This window comes from Phenylobacterium sp. (genome assembly GCF_044371015.1).
GTDB lineage: Bacteria > Pseudomonadota > Alphaproteobacteria > Caulobacterales > Caulobacteraceae > Phenylobacterium.
Map to the genome: position 1 here is coordinate 1 of NZ_JBILUK010000143.1, position 7,989 is coordinate 7,989.

General features: G+C 63.9%; 7 protein-coding genes. 2 read left to right on the forward strand and 5 right to left on the reverse strand.

The features are described from left to right. The 5 genes from ACIQ3R_RS12095 to ACIQ3R_RS12115 form a co-directional block, all read right to left on the reverse strand. Window positions 1–1,494 (reverse strand): CoA-acylating methylmalonate-semialdehyde dehydrogenase (locus ACIQ3R_RS12095; protein ID WP_397418821.1); only part of this gene is annotated, 1,494 nt, incomplete at its 3' end. 90 nt (window positions 1,495–1,584) lie between these two features. Further along, window positions 1,585–2,901, reverse strand: coding sequence for an amino acid permease (locus ACIQ3R_RS12100; RefSeq protein ID WP_397418833.1), 1,317 nt, complete (start codon window positions 2,899–2,901; stop codon window positions 1,585–1,587). Between the two features lie 138 nt (window positions 2,902–3,039). Next, entirely contained in the window at window positions 3,040–4,158 is a 1,119-nt protein-coding gene (ald, locus tag ACIQ3R_RS12105) for an alanine dehydrogenase (protein ID WP_397418823.1), read from the reverse strand. Window positions 4,159–4,183: 25 nt separating this feature from the next. Then, window positions 4,184–5,473: an aspartate aminotransferase family protein gene (locus tag ACIQ3R_RS12110; protein ID WP_397418825.1), complete on the reverse strand. Its 1,290-nt coding sequence runs from the start codon at window positions 5,471–5,473 to the stop codon at window positions 4,184–4,186. An 86-nt stretch (window positions 5,474–5,559) separates the two neighbouring features. After that, window positions 5,560–6,363, reverse strand: a complete 804-nt coding sequence (locus ACIQ3R_RS12115; protein ID WP_397418827.1) for an aspartate dehydrogenase — start codon at window positions 6,361–6,363, stop codon at window positions 5,560–5,562. Between the two features lie 176 nt (window positions 6,364–6,539). Between ACIQ3R_RS12115 and ACIQ3R_RS12120 the strand changes: the two genes are divergently transcribed. Together ACIQ3R_RS12120 and ACIQ3R_RS12125 are read left to right on the forward strand one after the other, a co-directional pair. Further along, the gene (locus ACIQ3R_RS12120) at window positions 6,540–7,490 is read left to right on the forward strand and encodes a LysR substrate-binding domain-containing protein (RefSeq protein ID WP_397418829.1); all 951 of its coding nucleotides are present in this window, start codon (window positions 6,540–6,542) and stop codon (window positions 7,488–7,490) included. A 160-nt stretch (window positions 7,491–7,650) separates the two neighbouring features. After that, a partial coding sequence (locus ACIQ3R_RS12125; RefSeq protein WP_397418831.1) for a dihydrodipicolinate synthase family protein occupies window positions 7,651–7,989 on the forward strand: 339 nt, incomplete at its 3' end.

Genomic DNA, 7,989 nt, shown 5'->3' on the forward strand with positions numbered 1-7,989 from the left:
GACGAAGGCGGAGTCCTCGACGGAGCCCTCGGGCCAGCGGGCGGTGATGGTCTTGATCTTGGTCCAGAAGCGGATGCCCTCCATGCCGTGCTGGTTGGCGTCGCCGAACGCGCTGCGCTTCCAGCCCCCGAAGGTGTGATAGGCCACCGGCACGGGGATCGGCACGTTGATGCCCACCATGCCCACATTGACCCGCTGAGCGAACTCCCGGGCCGCCCGCCCGTTGCGGGTGAAGATGGCGACGCCGTTCCCGTACTGGTGCGAGGAGGGCAGATCGAGCGCCTCTTCGAAGCTCTCGGCGCGGACGATCTGCAGGACAGGGCCGAAGATCTCCTCGTGGTAGGTCTTCATGCCCCGCGTCACGCCGTCGAACAGGCTTGGGCCGATGAAGAAGCCCTGCTCGTAGCCCTGAAGCTTGAAACCGCGGCCATCGACCACCAGCTCGGCGCCTTCGTCGACTCCGGTCTGGAGGTAGTCACTGATCTTCTGCTTGTGCGCCTGGCTGACAACCGGCCCGTACTGCGCGGCCGGATCGGTGGAGACGCCCACCTTCAGCGTCTCGATCTCGGCCAGCACCCGCGCGCGCACCTCATCGGCGGTCTTGCGGCCCACGGGCACGACCACCGGCAGCGCCATGCAGCGCTCCCCCGCCGATCCATAGGCCGCGCCGATGATGTCCTTGGTGGCCTGCTCGAGGTCGGCGTCGGGCAGGATGATGCCGTGGTTCTTGGCGCCGCCCATGGCCTGCACGCGCTTCCCGGCCGCCGTGCCGCGCGAATAGACATAGTGGGCGATGTCGGAGGAACCCACGAAGCTCACGGCCTTGATGTCCGGATGATCCAGGATCGCATCGACCGCCGCCTTGTCGCCGTGGACAACGTTCAACACGCCCTTGAGATCCATTCCGAGCGCGGCGCCGGCCTCCATCATCAGCTCGGCCAGTCGGACCGGCACGCTGGGGTCCTTCTCGCTGGGCTTGAGAATGAAGGTGTTGCCCACCGCGATGGAGACCCCGAACATCCACATCGGGATCATCGCCGGGAAGTTGAATGGCGTTATCCCGGCGCAGACGCCCAGCGGCTGGCGCATGGAATAGACGTCGATCCCCGGCCCCGCGCCCTCGGTGTATTCGCCCTTCAGCGCATGTGGGATCCCGCAGGCGAACTCGATCACCTCCAGGCCCCGCTGGATGTCGCCCTTGCTGTCCGCAACCACCTTGCCGTGCTCGGAGGAGAGCAGCCCGGCCAGTTCGTCCATGCGGGCCTCGACCAGCCGCTTGAACTCGAACATCACCCGCGCGCGGCGCTGGGGGTTCACTTGGCTCCAGGTCCCCTGCGCCTCGAGCGCCGACGCCACCGCCGCGTTCAGTTCGCCGGCCGTGGCCAGCGCCACGCGAGCCTGAACCTCGCCGGTATTGGGGTTGAACACCTCGCCGTGGCGGCCGCTGGTTCCGGCGACCGCAGCGCCGCCGATGAAGTGGGTGATTTCTCGCATGCCTGGTCGTCTCCGGCCATGGAATTGGGTGCCGCTTAGACTGGCGACCGCGAGGTCTCGGGCCGCCGGATCGCAGTATTGGAGTCTGCCCTACTCGGAGGGGCGCTCCCGACGGGATGCCGTGCGGTGGAGGACAAAAGAAATGCCGACGCCGAAAATGACGATAAGGCTGGCCGCCAACTCTGCCGCCCGGGCTGGCGAAAACGCCATCGCCGCCAGCACGCCGATCATCCCGGAGATGGCGAGCCAAGCGCCCCAGGGGTGGAACCACATCTTGACGGTAAGCTGCTCTGGAGCATCACGCTGCAGGCGATCTCGCAAGCGAAGCTGAGCAAACGCGATAAGCAAGTAGATCACCAGCATCGTTGCGCCTGAAGCGTTGACCAGGAAGCTGAACACAACTTGCGGAGACAGAACCGACGCCGCCAATGCGGCGTAGCTGAACAGGCTGCCGACGACTATTGCGCGCGCCGGGACCTGGCGACGATTGAGGGTGACAAGGTTCTTCGGGGCTTCACCGCGGGCGGCAAGGCCGAAGAGGACGCGCGAGGTGACATAGAGGCCGGAGTTGAGACAGGACAGGACAGCCACCAGCACGATAATGTTCATGATCGTCGCAGCGCCTGGAACCTCCATTGTTGAGAGGGCCGTCGCGAAGGGTGATGTGCCCGCTACGACAACGGGCCAGGGGACGACCGAAACGATGAGAGCGATGGACAGGACGTAGAAGATCATAATCCGCGCCGCTACTGTCAGAGACATCCGGGCGATGGTCTTCTCGGACTCCGATGACTCTGCAGCGGCGATAGTCGCGATCTCTGCGCCGGTCAGGGCGAAAATCACGCTCGGCACGCCCGCAAGAACAGCCAAGACCCCATAGGGCATGAAGCCGTCGTGGATGGTCAGATTGGCAAAGGTCGGCCCACTAGGCGATGTCAGGCCGAAGGCATAGGACGCGGCGATGACGATAAATGCAAGTATGGCCGCCACCTTGAGCGACGAGAACCAGAACTCGAATTCTCCATAGGATCTTGTCGACAGCAGGTTCACGCCCGTCAACACGGCAACCAGAACAATGCCGATCTGCCAGACATCGAACATCGGAAGCCATAAGTGGATGATGGCGGCGCCCGCGATCGCCTCGATAGCCACGACGACGACCCAGAAATACCAATAGAGCCAGCCGCTCATGAAACCGGCCCAATCACCTAGGCCCAGACGCGCGAAGTCCGGAAAAGTCTGCACTCCTGGAATGGCCACCGCCATTTCTGTCAGCATGCGCATGACCAGAAGTACGATCAGCCCCGCCAGCAGATAGCTGACGATCACCGCAGGTCCGACTGCGGCAATTGAGGCGCTGCTGCCGACAAAGAGGCCGGCGCCGATGATTCCGCCGATGGCGATCATCTCCACGTGGCGCGCCCTAAGGCTCTTCTGCAAGAGGGCCGTTGGTTCAGTGGAGGTCCTCGAAGACCCGTTCGTTCGCAGGCTGGACACTTGTTGGCGTTCCCTGGGAGGCTGGCGGAGTTGGCGAGGGCCCGACGACTAGGCCGCTATTGCGGCTTCGACGGGCGTGAACTCTAGGCCAAGAGCTTCGCTGACGGCCGGGTGCGTTACCCGCCCGGCGTGCACGTTCAGGCCGTTCCTCAGATGGAGGTCATCCGACAATGCCCCCCTCCAGCCGCGGTCGGCGATGGCGAGTATGTAGGGCAAGGTCGCGTTGCTGAGCGCGAACGTAGAGGTCCGCGCTACGCCGCCCGGCATGTTCGCCACGCAGTAGTGGATCACGCCATCGACCTCGAACACGGGATTTGCATGGGTGGTTGCGCGTGAGGTCTCGAAGCAGCCGCCTTGGTCGATCGAAACATCCACGAGTACCGAGCCCGCCTTCATTCGCTTCACCATATCGGCCGTGACGAGTTTAGGCGCCGACGCGCCGGGAATCAGAACGGCGCCGATCACGAGGTCCGCATCCAGCACCAGACGCTCCACCGTGTCGGACGTCGCGTAGGCCGTATCAATAGAAGCGCCGAAATGCGTCGTGAGGCGACGCAATACGGGCAGCGACCGGTCCACGACTGTCACACGCGCGCCCATGCCTAATGCGATGCTCGCGGCATGGGTGCCCGACACACCCCCGCCGAGGACAACGACAGACGCGGGCGTTACGCCGGGAACACCGCCCATGAGAATGCCGCGTCCGCCCGAGGAACGCTCCAGGTAGTGCGCTCCGACCTGCGCAGCCATCCGACCGGCGACCTCCGACATCGGAGTAAGAAGAGGCAACGATCCATCGGAATTTGTGACAGTCTCGTAGGCGATACACGTGCTGCCGGACTCGATGAGTTCCTGCGCCTGGCTCAGATCTGGCGCAAGATGCAGGTAGGTGAAAAGCACCTGTCCCGCTTTCAGACGCGCACGCTCAACGGCTTGGGGCTCCTTCACCTTAACAATGAGCTCCGACGTCTCAAATATCTCGTCAGCCGACTGGAGAACACGAGCGCCAGCGTCGAGATACTCCGCATCGGCAAGACCCGAACCACTACCGGCGCCACGCTCGATGTAGACCTCATGACCACGCCTCACGAGCTCGCCCACGCCACCCGGAACCAAACCCACTCGAAATTCGTGATCCTTGATTTCTTTGGGTATGCCGACCTTCACCGAGGGACTCCTTTTCAAAGGGATTTCAGGACAACCGCTTCAGCGCGTCAGAAAGCAGGGAGACCATTGCGTTGATGTGGTCCTCCTCGACGATTAGAGGAGGTGAGAGTGCTATGATGTCGCCGGTCACGCGGATCAGTAGGCCACGTTCGAAGCAATCCACGAACACCTCATAGGCGCGCGCGCCGGGCGCGCCGGGGCGCGGATCCAGCTCAATTCCCGCAACCAAACCGATCGCGCGAACGTCGATCACGTTGGGTAGCCCCCTCAGGCTGTGCATCGCCTCAGCCCACTTGGAAGACAGCGCGCGAGCCCGTGCGAAGAGGTCCTCGGATTCGTAAACCCCCAGCGCCGCGAGAGCGGCGGCGCAGGCGACCGGATGGCCCGAGTAGGTGTAGCCGTGGAAGAGTTCGATCTGCGCCTCGGGCCCCTGCATCAATGCGTCGTAGATGGCCTGGCGAACAAACACGGCCCCCATTGGGACGGCCCCGTTGGTAAGGCCCTTGGCGGAGGTGATGATGTCCGGCTGGACGCCAAAATGATCGGCTGCAAAACTTGATCCCAGGCGTCCGAATCCAGTGATCACCTCATCGAAGATCAGAAGGACGCCGTGGCGGTCACAGATGGCGCGGAGGCGCTCAAGATAGCCCTTCGGGGGAAGCAGAACGCCTGTTGAACCGGCGACGGGTTCCACGATCACCGCCGCGATTGTTTCTGCCCCATGCAGCGCGACTAACCGTTCCAGATCATCGGCGAGCTCCGCGCCGTGCTGTGGCAAATCACGTGTGAAGCTGTTCAGCGCAAGATCATGGGTGTGCCGAAGATGATCGGTCCCGGGCAACTGGGGGAATGCCCGGCGACTATTGACGATGCCGCCGACCGAGATGCCGCCGAAGCCGACCCCATGATAGCCGCGTTCGCGTCCAATCAGGCGGGTCCGCGTCGCCTGTCCGATTGCGCGCTGGTAGGCCAAAGCGATCTTCAGCGCAGTGTCGACCGATTCAGAGCCCGACGCCGTGAAGAAGACGCGGTCGGTGCCCGAGCCGGCGCTGCACGGCGAGAATGTCGCGAGCTTCTCGGCGAGTTCGAACGCCAAAGGGTGCCCCATTTGAAAGGACGGCGCGAAGTCCAGATCGAGCAGCTGGCGACCGACGGCGTCAGCGATTTCGCGCCGACCATGTCCGGCATTGACGCACCAAAGACCCGAAGTCCCGTCAAGCACTGGACGGTCTTCGGGTGTCCGGTAGTACATGCCCTGGGCGGAGGCTAGCAGACGCGGAGCGGCCTTGAATTGCCGGTTGGCGGTAAACGGCATCCAATAGCTTTCGAGCGACGCGGAATTGCGGAGCGGCCGAGCTGACATCATCGGCTCCTCGCGCGTGTCCAAGGGTTCCGGCGGACTCAAGACCCGACCCTGAGGGGCGCCGTGAGGCTCCTCACTGCGGCAAGCAAGCTGAGCGCCGCGATGCGGCTGGTGCCCGGATTGTCGGCGTCGGGAACGTTCTCGATCTCGACCGTGAAGCGGGCGCTGTCGGACTCCACGATGACACGGTGACAGTTCCGGCTCTTCGTTGGATCGGCCCAGAGTTCGAAGTGGGTGCGGTCGGAGCCGATGCCGGCGAGCGCCAGGGCGGCGACCACATTGGCGTTCGCGGGGAAGGCGCGGGCCCCCTCGCGAGCCGTTCCACTGAAGAGAAGCAGGGGTTGCTCGAGGCCGGCGAGTTCGATCCCATGATCGATCACGAACCGGGCCGACGCTAGGGACTGCGGCGGCTTCCGCGTCACGAGCTGTGCTGAGGAGATCTCCCCCTCCCTCGCCGCGCGGACAGCGTCCAGTCCCACCAGCGCCCCTGTGGCCAGGATGATCCTTCCGCCGGCCACTGCGGCCGCCTCGACGAGGTCCAGGTTCTCCAAAAGCGCAGCGCCGCTAACGGTCAGCAGCGTCTTGCCGGCTTCGAGCACCGGCGTCGCGATCTCCCGGAACGCGGCGGCGGGCGCGCACTCGACAACGACATCGCAGGCCCGGGCGAGTTGCACGGGATCGAGGATTCGAACCGAGTTCACGAATCTGGAGCACCTTGTGGCCAGGTCCGACTGCCTGGAGGCGACAGCCACCAATCGCAGCCCCGGAATACCCTGGTCCAGCCCGGCGGCGACCACGCCGCCAATCGAGCCGAGCCCAGCCAGGCCGACCGCGATGGTCATGTTCAGTCCTCTTGGCGTTGCGGATCGAAGGGACCCTGCGGTTGGGGCCCGCTCAGACTAGGAACACCGCAGCTCGCCGAATAATTATATTTGCGAGCCATACTATCATGTTCCCTAATAGGGCGAACTCGACCCTTGCACGCCGGCTAGCCTCCCGGCGTTCGGAGAGATAGGCCATGGCGCTCGCACCGCTCGACCGCAGGATGACGCACAAGCTACGTCTTCGGCACCTGGAACTCATCTCCGCGATCCACGACTACGGTAGCGTCCTCAAGGCGTCGCAGCAGATGAACCTCACGCAGCCGGCGGTGACGAAATCGCTTCAGGATATTGAGGAGACGCTAGGACTGCAGCTCTTTGTGCGCAGCAGCCGGGGACTTGTGGCCACCTACTACGGCGAGGTGTTCGTACGACACGCCAAGAACGTCCTGGCGCAGATCCGGCACTCAGCGGAGGAACTGCAGTCCCTGCACGAAGGCTTCGGAGGCCACGTGACGGTGGGCACCCTGCTCGCGGCGTCAGCGAGCCTGCTCCCGGGGGCCATCATCGAGCTCAAGAAGGATCGACCGAATGTGGCGATCACGGTCTTCGACGGCACCTACGATGTCCTGCTCCCCCGGCTGCGAATGGGAGACCTGGATCTCGTGCTTGGACGTCTGCCGGAGGGTCCGCAGCGCGAAGGGCTGATCCACGAGGAGTTTTACGCGGAGCGGACGTGCCTAGCGGTGCGCCGCGACCACCCCCTCACGCAGCGCAAACGCCTCACACTCGAGAATTTGCTGGACGAGGCTTGGCTACTGCCCGTGCCGGAATCGCACCTGCGGCGGCAGATCGAGCGGCTCTTTGCGCAGGCCAAGCTGCACTTGCCCAAGAACATCATCGAGTCGATGTCGGCCCTAACGAACCGTGTGCTGTTGGAAAGTTCCGACGTCGTCGGCGCGTTCCCCTACCAGGTCGTCCGCGAAGAGGTTCGGCAGGGCAAGCTCACCATCCTGCCCCTCAAGTTGCCGGGCACGGAGAGCCCGGTCGGCGCCATCATGCGATCGCCAGGCGATCTGCGGCCTTCGGCTGCCGCCCTGCTCGAACACCTTCGCAGCGTCGGCCGCCGCCTCGGGGAAGAGGACTAGCCTAGGCCGTCGACGTCGAACTTTTGATATTACCTATAGTCATATCCAGCGGGATTAAATTGAATCGAAGCTTATGCTGCTCCTTGCTAGCTTCGTTCAAAGACGGTCGAGCGACCAAGGGTTGCCATCAAGCCGGAGAACAGGGTCCAGGGAGCTGGCGGTGAAGTACAACAAGCGTGACGCGAAGGACTTCGCCCGGGACAATCTCCGCGGCATATGGGCAGCCGCGCTCACGCCCTTCCAGCCGAACCTCTCGATTGATGAGGGCGGCTTCCGCAAGAACATCCGGCACTGGACCCGGGACCTTAACCTCGGCGGCCTGTTCATTTCGGGCAAGCAGGGCGAGTTCTTCTCCATGTCCGTGGCCGAACGGAAGTGGGCCTTCAATCTCGCGGTCGAGGAGACCGCGGGCGTGGCCCGGACCATCATGTCCTGCTCGGATCAGAACCTCGACACCGTGCTGGATCTGGCCGGGCACGCTCAGGACATTGGCGCGGAC

Coding starts and splice junctions, on each gene's coding strand:
- ACIQ3R_RS12100 (WP_397418833.1), bottom strand. CDS start 2,901: ATGATCGCCATCGGCGGAATCATCGGCGCCGGCCTCTTTGTCGGCAGC.
- ACIQ3R_RS12110 (WP_397418825.1), bottom strand. CDS start 5,473: ATGCCGTTTACCGCCAACCGGCAATTCAAGGCCGCTCCGCGTCTGCTA.
- ACIQ3R_RS12115 (WP_397418827.1), bottom strand. CDS start 6,363: ATGACCATCGCGGTCGGCCTGGCTGGGCTCGGCTCGATTGGCGGCGTG.
- ACIQ3R_RS12120 (WP_397418829.1), top strand. CDS start 6,540: ATGGCGCTCGCACCGCTCGACCGCAGGATGACGCACAAGCTACGTCTT.